Below are 25,011 nucleotides of genomic sequence, written 5' to 3'. Positions count from 1 at the left end.
CCCGGCGACACCCGCCCGGCCCGCCCCGACCAAGCCAGACGAACCGACTCGTGGAGGGTCGCTGATCGACAAACTCCGAGATACGCTCAAAACACTCTTGGGGTATGGCAAGTAGCTGATATTCCGGCATTTTTTCAATAGCAAACGCGCCCCTCAAAAGTCGCTTGGCGCCACCAGCCTAGAGCCCCGTCACGTCCGCGTGACGGGGTTTTTATTTGTTCAGCAAGCCGACATATCAATTCCATTTTCACCAAAAATCCCAGTTATTCCGATGATTACTCGTTTAAATGGAAAAATATTTTCAGAAAATCAGGGTTTATCCCAGGCATCAGCAAGCGCACAATTCAGTCATCGGGAAACAAACACGAACCACGACGGAAGGCCGCCGGATTCCATCCCAAATTCACAGACAAATGGAGGTCTTATCATGAAAACCCTAACTTCTGCCCTGCTAGTTTCGATGAGCTTGTTGAGCGCCGGCGCCTACGCCGCCTCCCCCAATATCGAACCTAACAACGTGCCTTTCCAAGGCGTTTATGGCCAAGTCGATGCCAACGCCCCGACCCGCGCCCAGGTCGTAGCCGACCTGGCCCAAGCCAAGGCTGCTGGCCTGGTGACCTACGGCGAACAAGAGTACCCCGTAGCAATCGCCAACCACTCGAACAAGAACCGCGACCAAGTCGTTGCCGAGCTGGCTCAAGCCAAGGCCAATGGCGAGTACTCCTTCGGCGACCTGGACTATCCCATTGTTCGCTAAGCGGTGAACACCACCGCGCTCACAAGGTGCGGCGGTAGCAGTGCCTGCAGTTGATGTAGCAGTACGAAGCAGTAGCAGTAGCAGTACCAAGCAGTGAAATGCAGTACGTAGTTGAAGTCGCAGTAAGTAGTTGATGTAGCAGTAGTTTTAGCTGTTGAAGTTGCAGTCCTGATCGTTGTAGCAGCAAGCCGGGCCCCGTCACATCCGTGTGGCGGGGCTTTCATTTTGTCCCCTCGGCCAACGCGTCACTTCCATTTTCAACAACAATCATTAAAGAAAATCTGATTACGCATAAAAATGGAAAGATATTTCCAACCAATCAGGGTTTATCCCAGGTGCCAGCAAGAGCACAATGAAGTCATCGGGAAGCAAACACGAACCACGACGGAAGACCGCCGGATTCCAACCCCAAACTCAGACAAATGGAGGTCTTATCATGAAAACCCTAACTTCTGCCCTGCTAGTTTCGATCAGCCTGTTGAGCGCCGGCGCCTACGCCGCCTCCCCCAATATCGAACCTAACAACGTGCCTTTCCAAGGCGTGTACGGCCAAGTCGACGCCAACGCCCCGACCCGCGCTCAAGTCGTAGCCGATCTGGCACAAGCCAAAGCTGCTGGCCTCGTAACCTCTGGCGAAGAGGACTATCCGCCTCAAGTCTCCGCCACGTCCGGCAAGACCCGCGAACAAGTACGTGCCGAGCTGGCCGAAGCCAAAGCCACGGGCCAATACACGTTCGGTGAACTGGACTACCCGCCTGTTGCCCGCTAATTGCAAAGCGTTCCGAGCGATGTGAAGCAAGTAGTACGGAACGCAGCGCAAAGGCAAAAGCCCCCTGTCATGTGATGTGACAGGGGGCTTTCTTCATGCAGCGCCTGGGTCAGCCAGGGTCAGCTAAAAAACTCTTTGACCCGATCCGTCCAGGACTTGCTTTGCGGCGAATGGCGCTCACCGCCATCGCCAAGCGAAGCCTCGAACTGGCGCAGAATCGCTTTCTGCTCGTCACTCAGCCGCACCGGTGTTTCAACGACCACGTGGCAATACAGATCACCCGGATAGCTGGCGCGAACGCCACGGATACCCTTGCCACGCAAGCGGAACGTCTTGCCCGATTGAGTCCCCTCGGGAATAGAGATTTCGGCCTTGCCGCCAAGCGTCGGCACCTGCAGCTCGCCTCCCAACGCCGCCGTGGTGAACGGAATTGTCAGCTCGCAATGCAGATCGTCATCGTCGCGCTGGAAGATCTTGTGCTGCTTGATATGAATCTCGACATAGAGATCCCCCGACGGCCCGCCATTGATGCCGGGTTCGCCGTTGCCACTCGATCGAATCCGCATGCCATCGTCGATACCTGCCGGGATCTTGACCTGCAGGGTCTTGTTCCGGCGGAGGCGGCCGACGCCATCGCAAGCCACGCAAGGATCGGTGACTTCCTTGCCGCTGCCGTGGCAGGTCGGGCAAGTCTGCTGCACGCTGAAAAAGCCTTGTTGCATCCGCACAGCCCCTGAGCCGCCGCAGGTATGGCAGGTCTTGGGCGAGGTGCCGGGCTTGGCGCCGCTGCCGTGGCAGGTGTCGCAATTTTCCCAGCTCGGCACGCGGATTTCAGTGTCAAAGCCTTGAGCGGCTTGCTCAAGCGTGATTTCCAACGCGTACTTGAGGTCAGCGCCGCGGTATACCTGCGGACCGCCGCCCCCGCGACGTCCACCCGCCGCACCAAAAATTTCGCCGAATATGTCGCCAAAGGCATCAGCAAAGCCGCCACCCATGCCGGCGCCGCCCATGCCCGCGGCATTGGGGTCAACGCCCGCATGGCCATAACGGTCGTAAGCCGCACGCTTTTGTTCATCGCCCAGGACTTCGTAGGCTTCCTTGATTTCCTTGAACTTTTCTTCGGCGTCTTTGCTGTCCGGATTACGGTCCGGATGGTATTTCATGGCCAGCTTGCGGTAGGCCTTTTTCAGCTCATCGTCGGTGGCGTTTTTTGCCACGCCTAAAGCTTCGTAGTAATCGCGTTTTGCCATATTGAATCAGCCCGAAAACGAGCTATAACCTCGGTGATACAGAACGAATCCGCCCGGTAACCGGAAAATCCGGGTACCGGGCGAGATCAGGCGTCATAGACGGCCGTTATTGCCCGACTTATTGATCGCGCTTGACTTCTTTGAAGTCAGCATCGACCACATTGTCGTCAGCCGGCTTGGCTTCTGCGCCGTCAGCCTGCTGGGCAGCTTGGGCGGCCTGCATATCGGCGTACATCTTTTCGCCGAGTTTCTGCGAAGCCGTCGACAGCGCTTCGACCTTGGCGTCGATCGCAGCCTTGTCGCCATCCTTGAGCACATCCTCGACTTCCTTGATGGCGGCTTCGATGGACTCTTTTTCAGAGGCCTCGAGCTTGTCGCCATACTCGGTCAGCGATTTGCGGGTGGCGTGCACCAGCGCATCGGCCTGGTTGCGAGTCTGAGCCAGCTCGGCAATCCGGTGATCTTCCTCGGCATTCGCCTCGGCATCCTTGACCATGCGCTGGATTTCGTCCTCGGACAAACCAGAGTTGGCCTTGATGGTGATCTTGTTTTCCTTGCCAGTGCCTTTGTCCTTTGCAGAGACGTGCAGAATGCCGTTGGCGTCGATGTCGAACGTGACTTCGATTTGCGGCAGACCGCGCGGCGCGGGCGGAATACCCTCGAGGTTGAACTCACCCAGGCTCTTGTTGCCCGCGGCGATTTCGCGCTCGCCCTGGAACACCTTGATCGTCACGGCCGGCTGATTGTCGTCAGCGGTCGAGAACGTTTGCGAGAAACGCGTGGGGATCGTGGTGTTCTTCTGGATCATCTTGGTCATCACGCCGCCCAGGGTTTCGATACCCAGCGACAGAGGCGTCACGTCCAAGAGCAGCACGTCTTTGCGGTCGCCCGACAACACCGAACCCTGAATCGCGGCACCAGCAGCCACAGCTTCGTCCGGGTTGATGTCCTTGCGCGGATCCTTGCCAAAGAACTCTTTGACCTTTTCCTGCACCTTGGGCATACGGGTCATACCGCCGACCAGGATCACGTCGTCGATCTCAGAGACCTTGACGCCAGCGTCCTTGATAGCCACACGGCAGGGCTCGATCGTGCGCTCGATCAGTTCTTCGACCAGGGCTTCCAGCTTGGCACGCGTGATCTTCAGGTTCAAGTGCTTGGGACCGGAAGCATCGGCCGTGATGTACGGCAGGTTGATTTCGGTCTGTTGGCTGGACGACAGCTCGATCTTGGCTTTTTCAGCGGCTTCTTTCAGGCGTTGCAGGGCCAGGACGTCCTTGGACAGATCCACGCCTTGCTCTTTCTTGAACTCGCCGATGATGTAGTCGATGATGCGCTGGTCGAAATCCTCGCCACCCAGGAAGGTGTCGCCGTTGGTCGACAGAACTTCGAACTGCTTTTCGCCGTCCACGTCCGCGATTTCGATGATGGACACGTCGAACGTGCCACCGCCCAAGTCATACACCGCGATCTTGCGATCGCCCTTTTCGGACTTGTCCAGACCGAACGCCAACGCAGCAGCGGTAGGCTCGTTGATGATGCGCTTGACTTCGAGGCCCGCGATACGGCCGGCGTCTTTGGTCGCCTGGCGTTGGCTGTCGTTGAAGTAGGCCGGCACCGTGATCACGGCTTCGGTGACTTCTTCGCCCAGGTAGTCCTCGGCGGTTTTCTTCATCTTGCGCAGCACGTCAGCGGAAACCTGAGGAGGCGCGATTTTCTTGCCACGCACTTCAACCCAGGCGTCGCCGTTGTCGGCCTTGACGATGCTGTAAGGCATCAGGTCGATGTCTTTTTGAACGGCCTTTTCGTCGAACTTGCGGCCGATCAGACGCTTGACGGCATACAGCGTGTTGGTGGGGTTGGTCACTGCCTGACGCTTGGCGGGCGCGCCGACCAGGGTTTCACCATCGTCCATGTAGGCGATGATGGAAGGAGTGGTACGGGCACCTTCGGCGTTTTCGATGATTTTGACCTGGTTACCGTCCATGACAGCCACGCAGCTGTTGGTCGTGCCCAAGTCGATGCCGATGATTTTGCTCATGGTTGGAATACCTTGAATATTGATTTCGTAAGTACAGAAAATTGGGGAAAAAACTCAGTCTCAACCTAACTGGGGCTGCCAATGGGGTTTTTCAAGACCCTGGCGTGCTTTTCTGCTCGCCAGCGGACTCTGCGCCCTGCAGGCGGCCGACAGCTGCCGCGAACTGTGGCAGCCCGGGCCAACTGGTAATGCGTCCCAGGCGCTTGCCGCCGCGATAAAACACAAAAGTCGGCACGCCGTGCAACGCAAATCGCCGTCCTAACGCCTCGTCGGCGTAAACGTCAGCCTGAAACCAGCTCAATCCCAGATCCAGCAAGGCCCGCTGATGCAATAACGCGGCCTGCTTGAATAAATTGCAGTTGTAACAATCCTGGCCCCACAAGAATACGCATCGCAAGTCATCGCCCGGCGCCTCGATCACCGCCTGATCAATATCGGCGGTGCCGACAGCACGCATGGCGAACACCTCAAAAACCTGAGACGGATCAAAGGATGTGGAGCCAGACATGGTCGCGTGCCGATCAGCCTGCAGAAACGATCACCAAGGCCGGCCGCAGGGTACGGTCAGCGATCACGTAGCCCTTTTGCAAGGTCTGCACAATCGTATTGGCAGGCTGTTCGGCGGGCACAGAGGAAATAGCCTGATGCAGGTGCGGGTCGAACTTATCACCCTGCACCGGCGCGATTTCCTTGAGCAGATTGCGCTCGAATGCGCCGCTCAACTGCTTGAGCGTCACTTCGACACCCTCGCGCAGGGCTTCCAGGGTCTGGTCTGCCTGGGCTAGCGCGGCTTCGAGGCTGTCTTTCACCGGGACCAGGCTTTCGGCAAAGGACTCAATACCGAACTTGCGTGCCTTGGACACGTCTTCTTGGGCGCGACGGCGGACATTTTCGGCCTCGGCATGGGTACGCAGCAATTGGTCTTGCTGTCCAGTGACGGTGGCCTGGGCGGCCTCGAGCTCGGCGCGCAACGCGGCAATTTCGGCCTGCAGCGACTCGATGGTGACGGGCGCGGCGGCGCCTTGGTCCTCGGACTCGGGGGCTTGATCGACAGGCTCTTGAGATGCCGTCATGGGGGATCCTCCAAAAAACAATAGCGTAGGCCCCAATAATGGGGGCCTTATAGGCTATTTCAAGAGGCCATGCAGCAAATAGGGCTACTTTTCCCTGGGCTGGGCGGGTGCGGGCGGATCGCTGGCCGGAAAACTTTCTTCCAGTGCCTCGTCCAGCGCGTCTTCCTCTCCGTCCTGAGCGTCCGCCTTCGGCGCGACTGTGGCCGCGGGATCACTCGCGGGAAAAGACTCGTCGAGCGCCTTGTCGAGTTCGCCTTCGACGCGCTCGTCCTGTTTGGCGGGAGATTCGGTCCGGGGCGTCGCCTGCGTCCCAGGTTTATTGGATGTGCTCATTCGAGATCCCCTGAAAGCTGCCGTTCACTCATGCCCCGCCGACGCTGCGCCAACGGGACTCTCACGTTCTATTCTAGTGTACGGCCTCGGGTGATTGGCAGGGTCCAACCTTGTAAGTGATTGTCGGTCAACGCCGCCAATCCCTCGATCCAATCGGGATGATCGTTCAGTGCCGGGATATACCTGAACTGACGCCCTCCGGCTGCCAAGAAAGCATCACGGCATTCCTGGCTGATTTCCTCGAGGGTCTCCAGGCAATCGGCGACGAAACCCGGGCACACCACGTCAACTTCGGTAACGCCTTGACCCGCCAGGGCTTTCAGTGTGGGCTCCGTATAGGGCTCTAACCACCGGGCGGCGCCAAAACGGCTCTGGAATGTCACCTCGACCTGATCGGGCGTCAACGCCAGGCGTTCGCGCAGCAAGCGCGCCGTTTCCAGGCAATCACGGTAATACGGATCACCCAATTCGACCGAATAACGAGGCAAGCCGTGAAAACTCATGACCAGTTTCTGCGGGCGGCCATTCGTCTGCCAATAGTCCGAGATCTGACGCGCCAACGCATCCAGGTATCCTGCGTCTTGATGAAAACGCTTGATAAATCGCAGCTCAGGCTGATCCCGCAATTTGGCCACATGTCCCGTGACGGCATCCACGACAGTCGCTGTCGTGCTGGCGGCATACTGAGGGTACAGCGGGACGGTCAAGATGCGCTGGCAACCCTGCTGCCGCAATCGCGTAATGGCCTGCTCGATAGACGGCTCGCCGTAACGCATGGCAAGCTCCACCCGTACATCCCGGCCACGCGTCTGCAGCACACGCTGCACGCCCTCGGCCTGACGGCGGCTATACACCATCAAAGGCGAGCCTTCCTCCATCCAGATTCCCGCATAGCGCGGCTGCAAACGGCTCGGGCGCCTGGCCAGCACCAGGCAATGCAAGATCGGCAGCCACAAATAGCGAGGAATCTCGATCACACGGGAATCGGACAAAAACTCCGCCAGGTAACGGCGTATATCGCGCGGCGTCGGACTGGCCGGGGTCCCCAGATTGACCAGCAGGACACCGACAGGCCCTGCGTCTCGCGGCGCGGGATTGTCATCGAAAGGATCCGTCTGGGGGGGTTCAGGCAGGTAACGCTCAGGCCATAAATACTTGAACAAGCGCAGAAACACGAAATACCTCTCAAGAACCAAGCTGCCGGAGAGCCGGCTCAATGATCCGGCTGAATCTTAATGATTATGGCTGAATGCGTTGGACAGCAGGCGCGCCGTAATGTCGACAATAGGAATGACGCGCTCGTAGGACATGCGGGTGGGTCCGATGACCCCCAAGGTGCCGATCACCCTGCCGTCAACCCCATACGGAGCGGTGATCACGGATACTTCTTCCATGGGCAGTAACTGCGACTCGCCGCCGATATAGATCTGCACCCCTTGGGCACGGCTGGAAGTATCCAGCAATTGCAGCAAATCGGTTTTCTTTTCGAACAAGGAGAACATTTTGCGCAGCCGATCCATATCGGATGCGATATCCGTCACGTCGAGCAGCTTGCGTTCACCCGAAATAATCACATCGTCGCCATCCTCGGCTGCCTCAGCCCCGGCCTCGACGGCAGCCTGCATCAGACGCGAAATGTCTTCACGCAATTGTGCCAGCTCGGTCGTCAATGTACGGCGCACCGCATTGAAGGATTTACCGGCGAAATGCACGTTGAAGAAATTCCCGGCCTCGAGGAGCTCGGCCTCGGAATAGTCGCGCTGCACGGTCAAGATCCGGTTCTGGACATCGCCGTCGGGCGTGACGATGATGAGCAACACCCGTTTGCCCGACAAGCGGATGAATTCAATTTGACGAAATACCTGTGCACGTTTGGGTGTCAACACCACGCCCGCGAACTGCGTCAGATTGGACAACAGCGCCGCCGCGGCGTTGACCGCCCGCGAAGGCTCGGTGGCCGTCAAGGCGGCCTCGCCGAATTGCTGTGGTTGAAACTCGTACGGCTGCACCGCCAGCAGCGAGTCGACAAACATGCGATAGCCCCGCGGCGTAGGCACGCGGCCTGCCGACGTGTGCGGACTGTGTATGAGCCCCATGTCCTCGAGGTCCGCCATGACATTGCGTATCGTGGCGGGCGACAAATCAAAGACCTTGGATAGCGTGCGCGACCCTACCGGTTGTCCATCGGCAATGTGACGTTCTATCAGGGCTTTAAGTAATGCGCGGGCGCGATCATCCATGAGGGCTATTGTAGGGAAACTTTCAGAAATGGGCGATTTTTGTCCTGCAGCCGGATAAGCCGCCCCATATAATCGGCGAATCGACCCGGCCAATGTGCCGTTCCTATTGATTATCGGTCCTTTTCGCCATGCATTTTCCCATTGTTGCCCTGATTGGCAGACACCAGGATACGGGCCTGGACGCGCCGCTGCGCACCCTGGCAGAAATGCTGATCAAAGCCGGCCGGCAGGTATTGATCGACGCAGACACTGCACAGAACACAGGCCTGCGCGATTATCCCGTAGCCACCCTGAAAGAAATTGGCGAAACCGCCTCCTTGGCCGTCGTCATGGGCGGCGACGGCACCGTGCTGGGCGCCGCGCGTACGCTCGCCCCGTTTGGCTTGTCGATCGTGGGCATCAACCATGGCCGGCTCGGTTTCATCACCGACATCCCCGTACAGGAATCGCAAAACGCCCTGGCCCGCATCATCGAGGGCAATTATCGCGCCGAAGACCGCATGCTCCTGGAGGGCTGTGTCTGGCGTGGTGATCAATTGATGTACACCGCGCCTGCCCTGAACGATGTGGTGCTCAACCGCGCCGGACGCGGCGGCATGATCGAGGTCCGTGTCGAAGTGGACGGGGCCTTCATGTATGCGCAACGCGCCGACGGCCTCATCATCGCCACGCCGACGGGATCCACGGCCTATGCATTGTCTGCCAATGGTCCGATTTTGCATCCGGGCCTGGACGCCATGGTGCTGGTGCCCGTGGCGCCGCAGACGCTGTCCAACCGTCCGATCGTCATCCCGGGCACTGGAGTACTCAGCATGACGTTGACAGCCATCGGCCGCGTCGAAACCGGCGCGAGCGTGCATTTCGACATGCAGACATGGTCCGATTTGCAGCCGGGCGATCGTATTTCCGTACAGCGTGCGCCGCACACGATCCGCTTTGTGCACCCGGAGGGCTACAGCTTCTTTTCGACCCTGCGCCGCAAGCTGCATTGGAATCTGATGCCTCAGGCGTCTGACAGCGTGGAATAACCGTACCGACTATCACCTATGTTGCGCACCCTGCATATTCGCGATTTTGTCATCGTCGAACAGGCCGAGATTCATTTCGGCTCGGGTTTTACCGTTTTTTCGGGCGAAACCGGCGCCGGAAAATCCATTTTGATCGATGCCCTGGCCCTGGCACTGGGCGGGCGCGCCGACGCGAGCGTCCTGCGCGAGGGGGCGGCTCGCGCAGATATCACCGCCATGTTTGATACGTCGGCAACACTGCGCAGTTGGCTGACGGAGCGTGACCTGGACAACGGAGACGAGCTCGCGTTGCGCCGCGTCGTGGATGCACAAGGCCGCAGCCGCGGCTATATCAACGGTATGCCGGCCACACTGACGCAATTACGCGAGCTGGGCGACAGCCTGGTGGATATCCATGGGCAGCATGCACACCAAAGCCTCATGCGCCCGGATGCGCAGCGAGATCTGCTGGACGCCCATGGCGGCCATGCCGAGCTGCGCCAAGCCGTCGCTCAGACATGGAAAGCCTGGCGGGCAGTCGCCCGCCAATTGGAACTGGCCGAAAAAGACGCTGCAGGGCTTGCCGCCGAGCGCGAGCGCCTGCAATGGCAAGCCGACGAGCTCGACCAATTGGCGCTGCAGGCTGACGAATGGGACAGCCTGCAATCCGAACAATCGCGCCTGGCCCATGCCCAAGCCTTGCTGGACGGCGCTGGACAGATCCTGGAGGCGCTCGACGGCGAAGACGACTCGGCCCTCCATCGTCTGAATACGGCTCAGCATCGCCTGCAGAACATGCTGCGTCACGACGCCGGGTTGCAAGGCGTCGCCGACGAAATCGAATCCGCGCGCATTGCCATGGCCGAAGCCGTCTCGGATCTCAACAACTACGTCAGCCGCGTCGAACTCGATCCTCAACGCCTGGCCCAAGTCGACACCCGGATGAGCGTGGTGTTTGAAATGGCGCGCAAGTTCAAAACCGATCCAGAGGCCTTGCCGGCGCTGCGCGACAGTGTGCATGCCCAGTTGGCCGACCTGCAAGCCGCAGCCGATATAGACGCCTTGCGCGCGCGCGCCGAAACAGCCGAAACGCAATATCTCGCCGCGGCCAAACAACTGTCCGCAGCGCGTGCCAAAGTCGCCAAAAGCCTGGGCAAACAAGTCACCCAGGCCATGCAGACGCTCGCCATGCAAGGCGGCCGATTCGAGCCGATCGTCACCGCAGGCGCCCCCTCGGCACAGGGCAGCGACCAAGTCGAATTTCTGGTGGCCGGCCATGCCGGCACCACACCGCGTCCGTTGGGCAAAGTCGCATCGGGGGGCGAACTCTCCCGGATATCTCTGGCGCTATCCGTCATCGCCAGCCGTGCGGCACGCGTGCCCACTTTGATTTTTGACGAAGTCGACAGTGGTGTGGGCGGCGCCGTTGCGGAGGTCGTCGGGCAACTGCTCAAGGAGCTCGGCGAACGCCATCAAGTTTTGTGCGTCACCCATCTGCCGCAGGTCGCCGCCTGCGGTAATGCGCAATATCGGGTCAGCAAAAAAGAAACGGCAGGCACCACGCGATCGCAGATTGCCGAATTGGACGCCGATCAACGCGTCGAGGAAATTGCCCGCATGCTAGGCGGCATCAAGATCACGGCGACGACGCGCGATCACGCGCGCGAAATGCTGGGTGGTTTGGCCGAACAAGCAGCGCGCTAAGTCGATCGACGGAAAATGCCCCCTTGCATGGGGGCGTTTTGATTTTCGGGCAGCCCGGCACACTCGGTACAGTCAGAACAATACGTAACGATTGCTGACCGACCTCGCGGGCAACGGGGCGGCGGCACGAGGCCTGATGAGCCTCGGACGTGCCGCCACGAGCCTATCAGCCCTAGCGGGTTTTTTGGCAGTCGCCGCAGATGCCGTACAGCACCATGGCGTGGCTTTCCAAGGCAAAATTGTTGTCTTTTGCCACTTTGTGTTGACGTTTCTCAATGTCGGGATCGGAAAACTCGACTACCTTGCCACAATTGGTGCAGATCAGGTGGTCGTGGTGATCGCCGTCATTCAGTTCGAAAACCGCCTTGCCGCTGTCGAATTGGCTGCGGCTCAGGATGCCGGCCTGCTCGAACTGTGTCAGCACGCGATAAACCGTCGCCAGGCCGATTTCGACGTTTTCGCCGATCAGTGCGCGATAAACATCCTCGGCGCTCAGGTGCCGTTGGTCTGCTTTGCGGAAGATATCCAGGATTTTTAGACGAGGAAAAGTCGCCTTCAAACCCATGTTTTTCAGTTCGCTTTGGTCTGTCATGGTGTAATCGCTCTCTGTCCGCGGTGGCAAGGGCAGAAATTGCGGCGCACAAACTGAAGCAGCGCGCCGCCCTTTTTCCGCTGCCCACGGAGCTACCGCATTGTGAAACCTTTATGATAACGGTTTTACCCGCTTTAAATCACAGATAGGGGCGCTTGGTGTCCATCATTGCACGTATTCCGACCCGGTTCCTGAAAACCGCACTGGCAGCCACCGCCGTCGCAGCCGTTATGGCGGGCTGCTCTTCCGACAAATGGGGCTTCCCCTACAAAGCTCCTGTCCAGCAGGGCAATTGGATCACTCAAGAGCAAGTCGCCCTGCTGCAGCCTGGCATGACGCGCGAGCAAGTCCGCTTTGCATTAGGCAGCCCTACGTTGACCAGTGTCTTGCACGCGGATCGCTGGGACTATCCGTATTACTTCAAGCCTGGCTACGGCGACCCTCAAGAACGCAAGTTCACGGTGTGGTTCGACAATGACCGCCTGGTACGCTGGGAAGGCGACAAGCAGCCCGATCTGCAACCGTTCCAACTGAATGCAGAGGGTAAACCCGAGGAAAAGATTGACGAGCAGATCGACGCCGAAACCGCTCGCCAGAATGCCGAGGGGGCTATTCAACCCGCTGTCCCGGCTGATGCGGCACAGTTGCCCGCGCTGGGGACGCCGCCGGGCGGCGCCCTGCCCGCAAATGGCGCCAACGGCGCAGATACGGCGGTCTCGCAACCGGACACGGCGTCTCAGCCGGCCTCCGACTCAGGCAGCGGCATTCGTGCACCGAGCATGTCCGAATCAGACACATTACCGCCGCAGGATACATCCAGCGATGCCGCTCGCCAGCGCGAGTTGCGATTGAATGCGCCAAGCACGGGCTCGTCCAATCCCGCCACCGGTGGCGCCGAGCCGCTGCGTTGATCGCGGTTGCCAGAGGAAAAAACATGCGTATCGCTATTGCAGGCGCAGGCGGCCGTATGGGCCGCATGCTCATCGAAGCCGTCCTGAATGCTTCGGATATCACACTCGCTGTTGCCTTGGATCGTGCAGGCTCTCCTGACCTGGGGCAAGATGCGGGCGCGTTTCTGGGCCGCGAGACTGGCGTCACCATCACGGATCAACTTGACGCGTTGGCCAATGCTGACTGCCTGATCGATTTCACTCGCCCTGAAGCTACGTTGGCGCATCTGCAGGCTTGCGTGCAACACGGCACTCGAATCGTGATCGGCACGACGGGTTTTGACGATGCCGGGCGCGCCGCCATTGAGGTGGCGGCACAAAAGATCGGCATCGTTTTCGCGCCCAATATGAGCGTGGGGGTAAATGCGACGCTCAAGCTGCTGGATGTCGCTGCGCGTATTCTGAACTCCGGGTATGACGTGGAGGTGTTCGAAGCGCACCATCGCAACAAGGTCGATGCTCCGTCAGGCACTGCGCTCAAGATGGGTGAGACGGTTGCCTCGGCTTGGGATGTTGCGCTGCCTGACGTCGCGACCTGGACGCGACATGGCGATACGGGTGTGCGCCAGCCTGGCACTATCGGGTTTTCGGTGGTGCGGGGGGGGGATATTGTTGGCGACCATACGGTGTATTTCTGCGGGGACGGTGAGCGTATCGAGATCACGCATCGATCCGGCATGTCTCCAGCTCGTTGCATCGCTGGGACGAGTTTCTTGCTTAGGCTTCGTAGGCGCCCTGTCTTGTTAAAAAGAAGATCCTGCAGGGCCGNGATCTGTCGGCGCCTACGGGCGCGCCGACAGATCGCATTCGAGCTTGGTTTGCGACGCGGGTTGGGCCTCAGCGCTTAGGATTGCCAGACGAGGGGCTCGGGTTCTAGCTCGATGTGATAACGCATTGAAACGTCACGCTGGATCGCCGCAGCTAATGCCATGATGTCGGCAGCAGTGGCGCTGCCTTTGTTCACCAGGACCAAGGCTTGCCTGTCGTGCACGCCTGCGGCGCCGAGTTGCTTGCCTTTCCATCCACATTGATCGATCAGCCAACCCGCGGCGAGTTTGTAGCGTCCGTCGGGCTGTGGGTAGGATACGAGGCCTGGATGTTGCGCCAGCAAGGCGTCGCGAACGGTGGCGTCGACGAGCGGGTTTTTGAAGAAACTGCCTGCGTTGCCGATGACGGCGGGGTCAGGGAGTTTTTGGCGGCGAATGTCGCAAACAGCGTCGAAAATGTCGCGTGCGGTCGGTGCGCCGGACGCGTATGCACCAGAATTCGCAGAACCACCAGACAGTCCAAAATGACGCTGCAAATCCGGATATTCGAGCACGGCCTGCCAGGGGCGTGGCAGCGCGAAGCGCACCGCGACGATGATCCACTCGCCGGGCTCGCCGTGTTTGAAAACGCTATCTCGATAGGCAAACTGACAGTCGGCTGCGGTCATGTCTACCAAACGGCGCTGACGGACATTCCATGCTGTCAGTCCCTGAAAACGATCCGCCAGCTCGACGCCATAGGCGCCGATGTTCTGTACCGGTGCGGCGCCCACTGTGCCTGGAATCAATGCCAGGTTTTCCAGCCCGTCCCATCCTTGTTCCACACAGGCGGTCACAAAACCATGCCAGCTCTCGCCCGCTCCCGCCTCGATGATCCAGGCATCCGGCCGCGCCTCGATCAAGCGCACGCCTGTCACGGCGACATGTGCGACAAGGCTCTCGATCCTGGGGGGCAGCACCATATTGCTGCCGCCACCCAAGACCAACAAATGGGAATACTGATCTGCCAGATCGGACAAGGCATCCAATTGATCAACTGAACGCAAAGTCACAAAAGCGTCCGCCCACGCAGACAAGCCCAGCGTATTGAGCTGGGTAAGATCCTGACGGGCGGGCGTTAACGTGGCGGTGGATGACGCCTGAGGGAAATCCGGCATGAATACAAGAGAACGCTAAAACCTGGGGCGCTCACATGTTAACAGCAGCCTGGGCGCGTCCTGGTTGCCTGCGGCCCGGCTAGCACGGTCGTTCACAGCAACCGGGCCGCCTTCGGTCAAGGCAGGCACCGGCTTTCGCTTCAGCAACATCCCAGACGTTTTTTACCGCCATAACGGGCATCCTGACGCTCTCGGAAAAACTCCTCGTACGTCATCGGCGTTTGGTCGGGGTGCGTACGCCGCATATGCTCGACGTAGTTTTCATAATCGGGCACGCCGACCATCAAACGCAACGTCTGGCCCAGATAGCGACCGGCTTTGCCGGTCGCGGCGCCCAGATTGGTAAACAACATATGGCGCCCTCCGTTGATCAATGTCCGCCAGCCGCTGCAGGCAGCGGCTCGTACGGGGTTTCGCGGGATGTGGCCGCGCCTTTGGCACGGGCTTGCAATACGGAACGAATGCCAAACACCACGATGCTCAGTACGACAAACATGAAGATGCCGCACAACGCCGCGTCGACATAGTCGTTGAATACGACACGACTCATTTCGGCGAGGTCCTTGGCCGGAGCCAGGACTTGGCCTTGCGCGATGGCCGCGTTGTATTTTGCCGCGTGCGCGAGGAAGCTCACTCTGGGATCGGCATCGAACATTTTCTGCCAGCCGGCGGTCAAGGTGCATGCCAATAACCACAACGTCGGCACCACTGTCACCCACGCGTAGCGGTCGCGCTTCATCTTGAACAGCACCACCGTACCCAACGTCAATGCAATCGCCGCCAGCATCTGGTTGGCAATGCCAAACAACGGCCACAGCGTATTGATGCCGCCAAGCGGATCGACCACGCCCTGATATAGGAAATAGCCCCAAGCCGCTACGCACAAACCGGTCGCGATGAGACTGGCGGGCAGTGACTCTGTACGCTTGAGCGACGGCGCAAATGTGCCCAACAGGTCTTGCAACATGAAGCGGCCTGCACGCGTTCCTGCATCCACCGCGGTCAGAATAAACAATGCTTCAAACAGGATGGCAAAGTGATACCAGAATGCCATCATTGCCTGGCCGCCGATGACCTGGTGCAAGATGTGCGCCATGCCTACAGCCAGGGTCGGGGCGCCACCTGCGCGCGAAATGATCGTGCTTTCGCCGACGTCTTTCGCCGTCTGAATCAAATCGGCAGGCGTGACCACGAAGCCCCAGCTCGACACCACCTGTGCAACATGCTCAGGCGTGGTGCCGATCACAGCCGCAGGGCTATTCATCGCGTAGTAAATACCCGGTTCGATCACGCAGGCGGCCACCAGCGCCATGATGGCGACGAATGACTCCATCAGCATGCCGCCATAGCCAATATAGCGAGCCTGCGTTTCGTTTTCGATCAGCTTGGGCGTGGTGCCCGACGCGATCAGCGCGTGAAAACCAGATACCGCGCCGCAAGCAATCGTAATGAACAGGAACGGGAACAGATTGCCCGACCACACCGGACCCGAGCCGTCGACAAATTTCGTCAACGCAGGCATTTTCAATTCGGGAGCAACGATCAAAATACCGATTGCCAGCCCGGCAATCGTGCCGATTTTGAGGAACGTCGACAGATAGTCACGTGGTGCCAGCAGCAACCACACCGGCAGCACCGAAGCCACAAAACCGTAACCGATGAGAATCCAGGTCAGGCCCTTGCCATCAAAATCGAACCACGTGGCCAAGATCGGATGCGCCGCCACGTCTTGTCCGAACACAATGGCAGCCATCAACAGCACAAAACCGATGATGGATACTTCGCCGATCCGGCCCGGACGCAGATAGCGCAAATACACGCCCATGAACAAGGCAATGGGAATGGTCGCGGCTACGGTGAACGTGCCCCAAGGCGAATGCGTGAGAGCCTTGACCACGATCAATGCCAGGACGGCCAGGATGATGACCATGATCATGAACGCGCCAAACAGCGCGATCACGCCCGGCACCGTGCCCAGTTCGGCCTTGACCAGATCTCCCAAGGACCGGCCATCGCGCCGCGTCGAGATGAACAGCACGATGAAATCCTGCACTGCGCCGGCAAACACTACGCCAGCCAGCAGCCACAGTACGCCGGGCAGATACCCCATTTGCGCCGCCAACACAGGCCCGACCAAGGGTCCTGCACCGGCAATCGCGGCAAAGTGGTGGCCGAACAGCACATGTTTGTTGGTGGGCACAAAATCGAGCCCGTCGTTGTATTTCCACGCCGGCGTCATGCGGGTGGCGTCCAACTGCAGCACCTTCGTCGCGATGAAGCGGCTGTAATAGCGATAGGCGATCAGATACACACAGACGGCTGCGATCACGATCCACAGCGCGTTGATGGTTTCGCCACGGGAAAGCGCCACCGTACCGAGCGCAAATGCGCCCAGCACAGCAATCGCCAGCCAGACCAGGTGGTTCCCCAGTCCTCTACTGCTGGTATGCATAAACTATGCTCCTCTTAGCCTTCCACCTGGGTAAAGCGCGGCCATGCCGATGTCTTGCGGGTGGGCAGACTCGTTGTTGTCTGGCGGCCGGCAGATACGCCAGCCATGCGCCCTTGCAGCGCAGGCCGTAGTATTTCGATTACCCTGCGCCTCAACAAGCGAGAAACTACGTAAATTGACTACGTACTATTACGTATCGCACCGCAACAATCGTTAGACAACCACTTAAAATGCAAAGCAAAATTCGTAGCTGAACAAAGGAGTTGCGAACGTCCCGCAGCGCATCAATGGCGTTTTTTGCCAACCTATGAAACTCCGTCTGAAAATCCTGCTCTTGGCCGTTGTGCCCTTGCTTATTGCCGTCGCCGCCATCTCCGTTGCGGTCTACGTGCAGGGGATGCAGCTCGCCCAACGTGAAAAGCAGGTCGTAGAACAAGCCTGGCTATCCAGCAAAGAAAGCGAACTGCGCCACTATGTCAGCCTCGCCTATAGCGCTGTCGCGCCGCTGCAGAACGCGGGCGACGACCCGGCCACGCAGGCGCGCGCCCTCGCCTTGCTGGAACAGATGGAGTTTGGCCACGATGGCTATTTCTTCATCTACGATCTGCACGGCAAAAATCTGATGCATCCGCGTCAGCCCGAGCTGGTGGGACAAAACCTCTGGGATCTACGCGATACGCGAGGCCAACCCGTTATCCAAAACCTGCTGGCCGCTGCCCGCCATGGCGGCAACCAGGGAGAGGCCGTCCGGTATCTTTGGGAAAAACCCTCCACCGGCCAAATGGTCGAGAAACTGGGTTACGTCGTGATCATGGAGCGCTGGGGCTGGATGCTGGGTACCGGCATCTACCTGGACGACGTCGAACAGGCCCTGGCTCACATAGACGCTGCCGCCCAAGCCAATATCCGCAATATGTTTGCCTGGGTGGGCGGTATCGTGGCCGCCGCCATCCTGGGCGTGACGGCCTGCGGTCTCGCACTGAACATCAGCGACCACCGCCAATCCGACGCCAAGCTGCAACTCATGGCGCGACGCGTCGTGCATTCGCAAGAAGACGAACGCGCCCGCTTATCCCGTGAATTGCATGACGGCATCAGTCAGATCCTGGTGTCGATCAAACTGTCACTCGAGGCAGCGCGGGACCGTCTGCAAACACAAGCGGGCGATCCGCACACGCTGGCCCTGATCGATCGCCCCCTGTCCGGCGCGCTCGAGCGGTTGAACACAGCCGTGGGCGAAGTCCGGCGGATTTCCCACAATCTGCGTCCGACGGTGCTCGACGACCTGGGCCTGCCCGCTGCACTAGAACACCTGGGCCGTGAATTTGCCGTTGCACACGAGGATGGTTCCCCGCCGTTGCAGGTCCGACTGCATACCACGGGTGACGTGCGCCCATTACCCGAGGCGCATGCCACCGCCCTATTCCGCATCACACAAGAGGCCTTGACCAATGTCCTGCGGCACGCCCATGCCAGCCGCGCGGACATCACACTCGACTATGCCAAACGGGGCCTGAGCTTGACGATCGCGGATAATGGCGTAGGTTTTGATTACGCGAACGTGCAACAAGATCCACAACTCGGAATCGGTCTGCGCAACATGCGCGAGCGCATGGCGGCATTGGCGGGTACGTTAACGTGCCACGCCGATAACCAAGGCACCCGCCTGCAAGCGTGGCTGCCGCTTCCGGCTACAGCGCTCGCCCCAGACAGCGCGGACATAACAACCTGACATGCCCCACACCTCCAAGACCATCCGCCTGCTGCTCATCGACGACCACCCTCTGGTACGCGATGGCCTGCGGCTGCGTCTCGAAACCGTACCGGGCCTGAAAGTCATCGGCGAGGCCGGACATGCGTTGGCCGCGCTGGCGTTTCTCCAGGACTGCCTGGCGCAGGATCCCACGGGCGACACCTTGCCTCACCTCGTGCTGATGGATCTGAACATGCCAGGCATGGGCGGCCTGTCGCTCATTGCGCAATTACACGAGCAATACCCGCAAATCGCCGTCCTGGTGCTGACGATGCACGACAACGGCGAATACATCGTTCAGGCGGCCAAAGCCGGTGCGCGAGGCTACCTGCTCAAACACGAGCCTGCCCAGGAAATCATCACTGCCATCCACGCCGTCATGAGCGGCCGCATGTATTTCAGTGCAGCCGCGACGGTCAGCCTGTCTACCACCAGCTCACCCGCCCTGCTGCTCACCCAGCGCGAGCGCGACGTACTGCGCCACATCGCCGATGGCCACGCGAACAAGCAAATTGCCCAGGCCTTGAATCTGTCCGTGCGCACGGTGGAAACCCACCGGCTCAATATCAAGCGCAAACTCAATATCGAGGGCCAGGCGGAGCTGATCAAATATGCGGTGGAAGCGTCCAAATCGTTGAAGGCGTTGCCGTAAATGCCGTGCTGCGCTGCTCGGCTGGCTGCCTGCTTCCCGTCAGTCCACACTACGGCCCACGTTCGAAACAAACGCACGACTTGCACAACCAAAAAAAGCCATATAGAATCTCGTTTCTTCGCTGCTGACGCATAGTTTGCAGCCATGCGGGAGTAGCTCAGTTGGTAGAGCGCAACCTTGCCAAGGTTGAGGTCGCGAGTTCGAGACTCGTCTCCCGCTCCAAATTTTGATCCACAGACTTCTACTGGGGTCTGTAGGTCATTGAAAAAAGGAGCTTCGGCTCCTTTTTTCATTCCAGCGAGTGCCACGGAAATCCACCCACAGCTACCGTTTTTGAGTGACCAAATAAGGCACAAGAATACGGGTGGGGCGGCTACCGGATAGTTGCTGGGGCTGAGCGGGAACCATGACGAGCATAGGGCCTAAGTCATTACTTAGGAGTCTCGAAATGGCGCTCTCTGATCTGACCGTCCGGCAGGCGAAGACCACCGGAAAACGCTACACCCTCTCCGACAACGACTGCCTGGGCCTGATGGTCTCAGCCGCAGGCGGCAAGTCATGGCAATTCCGCTACTACTGGCTGGGCAAGCAAAAGCGCCTGTGCCTGGGCGGCTATCCTGCCCTCAGCCTGCGTGAAGCCCGGACCGAGCGAGACAAGGCCCAGGCCCTGCTTGCCAGGGGGATCGATCCCCAGGTCGAGCGCGACCAGAAACGGCACGCGGCCAAGCTGGCGGGCGAATACACCTTCAAGACCGTCTTCGATGCTTGGGTCGAGCATCGCCGTAAGGAACTCAAGGAAGGCCGTCAGAGCACGCTTTCCCAGATCCTGCGCATCTTTAACAAAGACGTGCTGCCCACTCTGGGGAAGATGTCGATCTATGACATTCGCCGCCCTCAGCTTCTGGGCGTCCTGGCGGCGATCGAGAAGCGCAAGGCGTTCACTACTGCGGAAAAGGTCCGCACCTGGTTCAACCAGATGTTCCGTTATGCCCTGGTCATCGCCGAGGGGCTGGAGGTCAACCCGGCCGCAGACCTGGACGTGGTAGCCGAACCCAAGCCCCCGGTAGCCCACAACCCCTACTTGCACCTGCCCGAGATGCCCGAGTTCCTCCAGAAGCTCCGGCTCTACAACCCCCGTGGCTGGCAGACCCAGCTTGGCGTCCGGCTGCTGTTCCTGACCGGGGTGCGCACCGGCGAACTGCGGTTGGCCGAACCCGAACAGTTCGACCTCGACAGGGGCTTGTGGATCATCCCGCCGCAGATCGTCAAGCAGCTCCAGGATGAAATGCGCAAGGCAGGGAAGCGGCCGCAGGATGTGCCCCCCTATATCGTGCCGCTATCCCTGCAGGCCATCGAGATCGTGCGCTATCTTCTGGGGGTGATGCGGCCGGCGCAGAGGTACCTGCTGTCACACCGCAGCGAACTCAAGAAGCGCATCAGCGAGAACACCCTCAACAAGGCCGTGCAGCTCATGGGCTATGAGGGGCGCCTGACCGGCCACGGCATCCGCGGCACCATCTCGACGGCGCTCAACGAGATTGGCTACCCGAAGATTTGGGTGGACGCGCAGCTTTCCCATTCCGACCCCAATAAGGTGAGTTCGTCCTACAACCACGCCAAGTACGTTGAGCCGCGCCGTCGGATGATGCAGGACTGGGCCGATCGGCTCGACCTGCTCGAACAGGGCGAAGTGGAAGCCGCGAGCGCGCACCTGACCATCCGTATCGACGGGGTGCCGGCAATGGCAGAAGTGGAGGAAACGATGGATGCGACCCTCACGATGGCCGAGCCCACTCCTCCCGGCGTCCCGCCCGTCGTGGCCACGCCTATTGTCGTAACCCCGAGCAGCGGCGGGATCACGTTCCAGCGGCTGTCTCAGGTGCCGCCGCCTCCGACGCATGCCCCAGAGCCGGAAGTGTCCGCGATCCAGCGCGAGCGCGAGGAAATGCTGACCATCTACGAGTCTCCAAGCAGCTTGCCGGTCCCGCTGTTCGGCAAGCTGGCTGGAAAGTCCAAGGACCAGATCAACCGCGAACTGAAAGCGGGCAAGTTGCTGTCCATCAGTTTGGGTAATCGGGGGCAGCGTGTTCCCGATTGGCAACTGGTGCCGCTCAAGCACAAGCTGGCCCAGGTGCTCATGAACCAGTGCCTGCACGCGGATTCGTGGGATCTGTACCGCATGCTGACCCAGCCGCACCCTGACCTGGGGGACCGCGCGGCCATTGATGCGGTCACGCCGACCAACGTGCCGGCGATCATCCGGGTCATCATGGGCGACTACCAGCACCATGCGGATATGCCCGAGGCCATTGCCCCTTACCCCATCCCCGAGGATGTGCGGCAAAGCGTTCGTCGGCTGGTGGATAGCGCAGTAGTTCTAGACGGAGCATAGGGCTCTCAAACCTTGCAGGGGCCTTGTGGCCCCTGCATTACGCTTGCACCGCCTCCACGAGTTCGCTCAGCGTGCGCGGTGCGGGAGCGAAGAACACGGCGCCGGTGTGCGCCGTCGAGAAATCGAGCAGGCGGTCGTGCATGCCTGGCGGATCGCCGAGGAACATGCGCTCCAGCATCTTCTGCGTCACCCACAGATGCCTGGAGTAGCCGATGAAGTAGGTGCCATATTCGCCCTGGCCGGGGCGGCCGAAGGGCATGTTGTCGCGCAGGATGTCGTGCTCGGTGCCGTCGTCGTCCACGATTGTGGCGAGGGTCTTGTGCGATTTCTGGCCGCTCGTCGCGTCGGGCAATTCGACATTGCTGACGATCTCCCGGCCGATGATCCGCTCTTGCTCGTCCTTGGCGAGCCGAGCCCACGGCTGCATTTGGTGCAGATACTTCTGCACCACCAAGTAGCTACCGCCGGCGAACGCCTGATCTTCACTGCCGACCAGCGTCGAGGCGCCGATGTCGTGCCCGGTCGGGTTGGCCGTGCCATCGACAAAGCCAAGCAGGTCGCGGGAGTCGAAGTAGCGAAAACCGACCACCTCGTCGGCCACCGTCACGCTGCTGCCCAGTTGGTCCAGCAGCAGGCGCTCGAATTCAAAACAGAGATCCTCACGTTCGGCACGGATGTGAAAGAACAGGTCGCCGGGCGTGGCAGGCGCGGTGTGCTTGGCACCCTCGATGGGCACGAAGGGCCGTAGTTCCTTCGGGCGCTTCCCGGTCTGGAAACGGTCCCATAGCGCCGATCCCAGCGCAGTGATGCACGACAGCCGGCCGTTGAGATCGCGGAAGCCCACCGTTTTGATCAGGTCGTCCAGCCCGTCCAAGATGCCGGCGACCGCCTGAAGGGCCTCGTGGCCCTCGGCGACCGTCAACGTGAGAAACACCGCCGCGCGCGACAGCGGCGCATCGATGCTTTGCGAGTCAATTGGTACTCGGTCCCAACCACTTCCAACCATTCGTGCCTCCAAAGACCATGTTAATTCATCATATTGCCAAAGATGGAAGCGCTATCACTGGCGCGCTAACAGGTGCGTGCCGCGGTAATTACCCGAACGCAGCCTCGGCGAGAGCGGGCTATGGGATATTCGAGCAAGCCGCCCTATCCCTGGCAACCAGCATTGCCCTGTGCTCGAACCGCTCAGAAACAGCATTGGCTCGTCCGTGGGGCCGCTGCAGGTATGTCACGATCTCGTAGGGGCCGTCTGAAAGCGGTCGCATAGTGATCCCCCACGCATGGGCACGCTCCATGCGCGATTGCGCCGAGAGCCCCACACCGTAGCCAGCGGTGACCCAAAGCGCCATCATCTCGAACGAAGTCACATGCTGCACGCTCTGTTGGCTCAACGGAAGGGAAGACAGTCGCTGATCGAGCAGTAGGCATGCCTCCGCCGGCCAGCGAAACACCGGATAGTCCAGAAGCTCGGCAAGCGTGATCTTCGCCTGGGCAAGTAAGGGGGACCCCAGCGGCATTGCAACGGCCACGTTCTCGACCCAGAGCGGCTGGCTTTTCACGGCTGGAGCACCAGCGTTCCGAAGCGAGATTCCGGCGTCGTAGCGGCCTTCCTCAAGGCCCGTCATCAGGTCGTCGCCCGAGGTCTCAAAGAACGCGATGGTGACTTCAGGCTCCTCTGCGCGCTGAAGGGCAAGAAGCGTTATGAGGCAAGAGGATGGCACTCCAGGTGCGATAGCAAGCCTGAAATGGGAAAACTGGCTGGTGGCGTCATGCATGAGGGCCCCCAATAAGCGATCTGTCCAGAAAGGCAAACCAGCGTCGCAGTAAAGAGTGAAGTTTAACGTCGTTATCTTTAACGTGGTTAATTGTGGCAGATTGTTTGACGCTTCTGCTAATGCAGAAATCAACAATTCAGCCAGGCCGTCCTTCTGGCACATCGACGTATGAATCCGAGTCGGCGTTAGCCTTCGGACAGGCCGTGCGCGCTGCGCGCGTCGCTCAAGGAGTCGCGCAAGACGAGTTCGCATCTCGGGCAAGCATTTCGCGTTCTCACATGGGTAAGATCGAGCGTGGTGAGCACGTGCCCACGCTTCCGCTCATACTGAAAATTTCTACGGCACTCGGAATAAGCGCGGCTGACCTGATGACGGCGACCGAACGCAATCTGCGTGCCGACACCGATCCCTGAGTGTCTGGCTTGCCAGGCTCCGTCAACCGTCCGATGAGTCGCGTAGGCGAACGACAAATCGCTCTACCGAAGCCGATAAATTGCTGCCGTCGGGCCGAAGCAGGTAGGTCGTGATCACGGCAGAATCCATCGCCAAGGGGCGGATCACCACATCCGGCCGTTGAGAGATGGGAATCTTGGTCGCCGTCATGAAGCCGATGCCGTAGCCGGCGCCGACCAAGGTGAGCATCATGTCCAGTGAGGATACTTCCTCGACAACATTCAGCTTGTGCTCCAACGTGTTGAGCAGCCGCTTGAGTTCGCGGCAATAACCCTCGCATACCTGCGGGTCGCACAGGACAAGTGGATGGCCTTGGAGTTCTTGAAGTGGCACCTCCTTGTAGGTGAGCAATGAGTGCCGAGCTGGCACAGCAATCACCAGCGGGTCGTGCCAGATTGCCTCGGCAGCGATACCGTCGCCGACATCGGCCGTGTGCGCGAACCCGATCATGAAGTCGCCCGAGCGCAAACCGCGCACTTGCTCTGCCAGAGGCACTTCTGACAAGCGTATTTCGATCTCCGGCTCCTCGGCGCGACAACGAGCCAGAAATGCCGACAGTCGTGGATCGATAGCTCCATCTGATACTGCGATGCGCAGGCTACCGCGCAAGCCCGATGCCACAGCCTTGGCATTTTCACGAGCCTGTTCCAGCACAGTGAATAGACGGCGTACATCTTGCAAGAAGACCGCACCCGCCGCCGTCAGAACTGTTCCTCGTCGGTTTCGGTCGAAGAGCACTACGCCCAACTCGTCCTCAAGTTCCTTGATGGCTCGTGATAGCGGTGGTTGTTCGATATGCAAGCGCTCAGCCGCCCGCGTGAAATGTAGCTCCTCAGCAAGAACTACGAAGCAGCGAAGATGGCGCAGCTCCATAGGCCACCCTCCCGTTCC

At 59.7% G+C, this 25,011-nt stretch carries 22 protein-coding genes, 1 tRNA gene and 2 pseudogenes; 11 read left to right on the top strand and 14 right to left on the bottom strand.

Annotation, left to right across the window (positions count from 1 at the left end; genetic code table 11):
• The first annotated feature begins 427 nt into the window (after positions 1-427).
• Together ACNA0I_RS09750 and ACNA0I_RS09745 are read left to right on the top strand one after the other, a co-directional pair.
• Positions 428-757, top strand: a complete 330-nt coding sequence (locus tag ACNA0I_RS09750; RefSeq protein ID WP_415805799.1) for a DUF4148 domain-containing protein — start codon at positions 428-430, stop codon at positions 755-757.
• 436 nt (positions 758-1,193) lie between these two features.
• A complete protein-coding gene (locus ACNA0I_RS09745; protein WP_415805798.1) occupies positions 1,194-1,526 on the top strand; it encodes a DUF4148 domain-containing protein in 333 nt (110 codons plus the stop codon).
• A gap of 119 nt (positions 1,527-1,645) precedes the next feature.
• Here ACNA0I_RS09745 and dnaJ read toward each other — a convergent pair whose 3' ends face one another.
• From dnaJ to hrcA, 7 genes are all read right to left on the bottom strand, one after another.
• A complete protein-coding gene (gene dnaJ, locus ACNA0I_RS09740) occupies positions 1,646-2,776 on the bottom strand; it encodes a molecular chaperone DnaJ (RefSeq protein ID WP_415805797.1) in 1,131 nt (376 codons plus the stop codon).
• Positions 2,777-2,894: 118 nt separating this feature from the next.
• Positions 2,895-4,817 (bottom strand): molecular chaperone DnaK, encoded by a 1,923-nt coding sequence (gene dnaK, locus ACNA0I_RS09735; protein ID WP_415805796.1) that lies wholly within the window; start codon positions 4,815-4,817, stop codon positions 2,895-2,897.
• A gap of 91 nt (positions 4,818-4,908) precedes the next feature.
• Entirely contained in the window at positions 4,909-5,325 is a 417-nt protein-coding gene (locus ACNA0I_RS09730) for a thioredoxin family protein (RefSeq protein ID WP_415805795.1), read from the bottom strand.
• A gap of 13 nt (positions 5,326-5,338) precedes the next feature.
• Positions 5,339-5,890 carry a nucleotide exchange factor GrpE gene (gene grpE / locus ACNA0I_RS09725; protein WP_094820068.1) on the bottom strand — a complete coding sequence of 184 codons (552 nt, stop codon included), beginning with the start codon at positions 5,888-5,890 and terminating at the stop codon, positions 5,339-5,341.
• A gap of 84 nt (positions 5,891-5,974) precedes the next feature.
• Entirely contained in the window at positions 5,975-6,223 is a 249-nt protein-coding gene (locus ACNA0I_RS09720) for a hypothetical protein (protein WP_415805794.1), read from the bottom strand.
• 68 nt (positions 6,224-6,291) lie between these two features.
• Positions 6,292-7,398, bottom strand: a complete 1,107-nt coding sequence (hemH, locus tag ACNA0I_RS09715; RefSeq protein WP_415805793.1) for a ferrochelatase — start codon at positions 7,396-7,398, stop codon at positions 6,292-6,294.
• A gap of 57 nt (positions 7,399-7,455) precedes the next feature.
• Complete coding sequence (gene hrcA / locus ACNA0I_RS09710) at positions 7,456-8,463, bottom strand: heat-inducible transcriptional repressor HrcA (RefSeq protein ID WP_415805792.1); 1,008 nt, start codon at positions 8,461-8,463, stop codon at positions 7,456-7,458.
• Between the two features lie 128 nt (positions 8,464-8,591).
• Between hrcA and ACNA0I_RS09705 the strand changes: the two genes are divergently transcribed.
• The gene (locus ACNA0I_RS09705; RefSeq protein WP_415805791.1) at positions 8,592-9,491 is read left to right on the top strand and encodes an NAD kinase; all 900 of its coding nucleotides are present in this window, start codon (positions 8,592-8,594) and stop codon (positions 9,489-9,491) included.
• A gap of 18 nt (positions 9,492-9,509) precedes the next feature.
• Entirely contained in the window at positions 9,510-11,174 is a 1,665-nt protein-coding gene (recN, locus tag ACNA0I_RS09700) for a DNA repair protein RecN (protein ID WP_415805790.1), read from the top strand.
• 172 nt (positions 11,175-11,346) lie between these two features.
• On the opposite strand, the gene fur is transcribed toward recN, so the two are convergent.
• Positions 11,347-11,766, bottom strand: a complete 420-nt coding sequence (fur, locus tag ACNA0I_RS09695) for a ferric iron uptake transcriptional regulator (protein WP_415805789.1) — start codon at positions 11,764-11,766, stop codon at positions 11,347-11,349.
• 164 nt (positions 11,767-11,930) lie between these two features.
• On the opposite strand from fur, the pseudogene ACNA0I_RS09690 reads away from it, so the two are divergent.
• Positions 11,931-12,431, top strand: a pseudogene (locus tag ACNA0I_RS09690) (outer membrane protein assembly factor BamE); the annotation flags it as partial.
• 269 nt (positions 12,432-12,700) lie between these two features.
• Positions 12,701-13,484 (top strand): annotated as a pseudogene (gene dapB, locus ACNA0I_RS09685) (4-hydroxy-tetrahydrodipicolinate reductase); the annotation flags it as partial.
• Positions 13,485-13,560: 76 nt separating this feature from the next.
• Here the strand turns inward: dapB and murB are convergent.
• From murB to ACNA0I_RS09670, 3 genes are all read right to left on the bottom strand, one after another.
• Positions 13,561-14,640, bottom strand: a complete 1,080-nt coding sequence (murB, locus tag ACNA0I_RS09680) for a UDP-N-acetylmuramate dehydrogenase (protein WP_415805788.1) — start codon at positions 14,638-14,640, stop codon at positions 13,561-13,563.
• Positions 14,641-14,780: 140 nt separating this feature from the next.
• Positions 14,781-14,993, bottom strand: a complete 213-nt coding sequence (locus tag ACNA0I_RS09675) for a YbdD/YjiX family protein (RefSeq protein WP_415805786.1) — start codon at positions 14,991-14,993, stop codon at positions 14,781-14,783.
• Positions 14,994-15,010: 17 nt separating this feature from the next.
• Positions 15,011-17,092 (bottom strand): carbon starvation CstA family protein, encoded by a 2,082-nt coding sequence (locus ACNA0I_RS09670; RefSeq protein WP_415805785.1) that lies wholly within the window; start codon positions 17,090-17,092, stop codon positions 15,011-15,013.
• 307 nt (positions 17,093-17,399) lie between these two features.
• Here ACNA0I_RS09670 and ACNA0I_RS09665 point away from each other — a divergent pair, with 307 nt between their 5' ends.
• The 4 genes from ACNA0I_RS09665 to ACNA0I_RS09650 all read left to right on the top strand — a co-directional run bounded on the left by ACNA0I_RS09665 (position 17,400) and on the right by ACNA0I_RS09650 (position 21,889).
• Positions 17,400-18,824 carry a cache domain-containing protein gene (locus tag ACNA0I_RS09665; RefSeq protein WP_415805784.1) on the top strand — a complete coding sequence of 475 codons (1,425 nt, stop codon included), beginning with the start codon at positions 17,400-17,402 and terminating at the stop codon, positions 18,822-18,824.
• Position 18,825: 1 nt separating this feature from the next.
• A complete protein-coding gene (locus ACNA0I_RS09660) occupies positions 18,826-19,497 on the top strand; it encodes a response regulator (protein WP_415805783.1) in 672 nt (223 codons plus the stop codon).
• Positions 19,498-19,643: 146 nt separating this feature from the next.
• A tRNA-Gly gene (locus ACNA0I_RS09655) sits at positions 19,644-19,719 on the top strand.
• 226 nt (positions 19,720-19,945) lie between these two features.
• Entirely contained in the window at positions 19,946-21,889 is a 1,944-nt protein-coding gene (locus tag ACNA0I_RS09650; RefSeq protein WP_009459572.1) for a tyrosine-type recombinase/integrase, read from the top strand.
• 37 nt (positions 21,890-21,926) lie between these two features.
• Here the strand turns inward: ACNA0I_RS09650 and ACNA0I_RS09645 are convergent, their stop codons facing one another.
• Together ACNA0I_RS09645 and ACNA0I_RS09640 are read right to left on the bottom strand one after the other, a co-directional pair.
• On the bottom strand, positions 21,927-22,895 hold the full coding sequence (locus ACNA0I_RS09645; RefSeq protein ID WP_009459580.1) for a Dyp-type peroxidase: 969 nt from the start codon (positions 22,893-22,895) through the stop codon (positions 21,927-21,929).
• A 118-nt stretch (positions 22,896-23,013) separates the two neighbouring features.
• Positions 23,014-23,829: a substrate-binding domain-containing protein gene (locus ACNA0I_RS09640; RefSeq protein WP_023095485.1), complete on the bottom strand. Its 816-nt coding sequence runs from the start codon at positions 23,827-23,829 to the stop codon at positions 23,014-23,016.
• Here ACNA0I_RS09640 and ACNA0I_RS09635 point away from each other — a divergent pair.
• Positions 23,787-24,080, top strand: a complete 294-nt coding sequence (locus ACNA0I_RS09635) for a helix-turn-helix domain-containing protein (protein WP_009459591.1) — start codon at positions 23,787-23,789, stop codon at positions 24,078-24,080. The two genes, ACNA0I_RS09640 and ACNA0I_RS09635, sit on opposite strands and share 43 nt — an antisense overlap.
• Before the next feature lie 22 nt (positions 24,081-24,102).
• Here ACNA0I_RS09635 and ACNA0I_RS09630 read toward each other — a convergent pair whose 3' ends face one another.
• On the bottom strand, positions 24,103-24,993 hold the full coding sequence (locus ACNA0I_RS09630) for a LysR family transcriptional regulator (RefSeq protein WP_019726376.1): 891 nt from the start codon (positions 24,991-24,993) through the stop codon (positions 24,103-24,105).
• Between the last annotated feature and the right edge of the window lie 18 nt (positions 24,994-25,011).

The sequence above is a fragment of the Bordetella muralis genome (assembly GCF_965139205.1).
Lineage (GTDB): Bacteria > Pseudomonadota > Gammaproteobacteria > Burkholderiales > Burkholderiaceae_B > Bordetella_A > Bordetella_A muralis.
This window is presented reverse-complemented; position numbering and strand designations above follow the sequence as displayed.